Below are 229 nucleotides of genomic sequence, written 5' to 3'. Positions count from 1 at the left end.
GCTGGAACGTCCCCACGGTGGGCGACAAGGGGCAGCTGCCCGAATCCCTGCCGGCCCTGTTGTTCCCGGATATTCCGCTGACCATGGAGACCCTCCGGATCATAGCCCCGTATGCGGTGGCGATGGCGTTCGTGGGCCTGCTGGAATCGCTGCTGACCGCCAAACGCGTGGATGACATTACTGACACGCGGTCCTCCAAGGTCCGCGAGTCCTGGGGGCAGGGTGTGGC

1 protein-coding gene is annotated in these 229 nt (G+C 65.5%); it reads left to right on the top strand.

Going from position 1 to position 229, the window contains the following annotated elements; all coding sequences use genetic code 11:
* On the top strand, positions 1-229 hold a 229-nt coding region (locus SB754_RS23480), incomplete at both ends, for a SulP family inorganic anion transporter (RefSeq protein ID WP_410784634.1).

Origin of the sequence: Leifsonia sp. SIMBA_070 (assembly GCF_046534635.1) — a bacterium.
Classification (GTDB): domain Bacteria; phylum Actinomycetota; class Actinomycetes; order Actinomycetales; family Microbacteriaceae; genus Leifsonia.
This window is presented reverse-complemented; position numbering and strand designations above follow the sequence as displayed.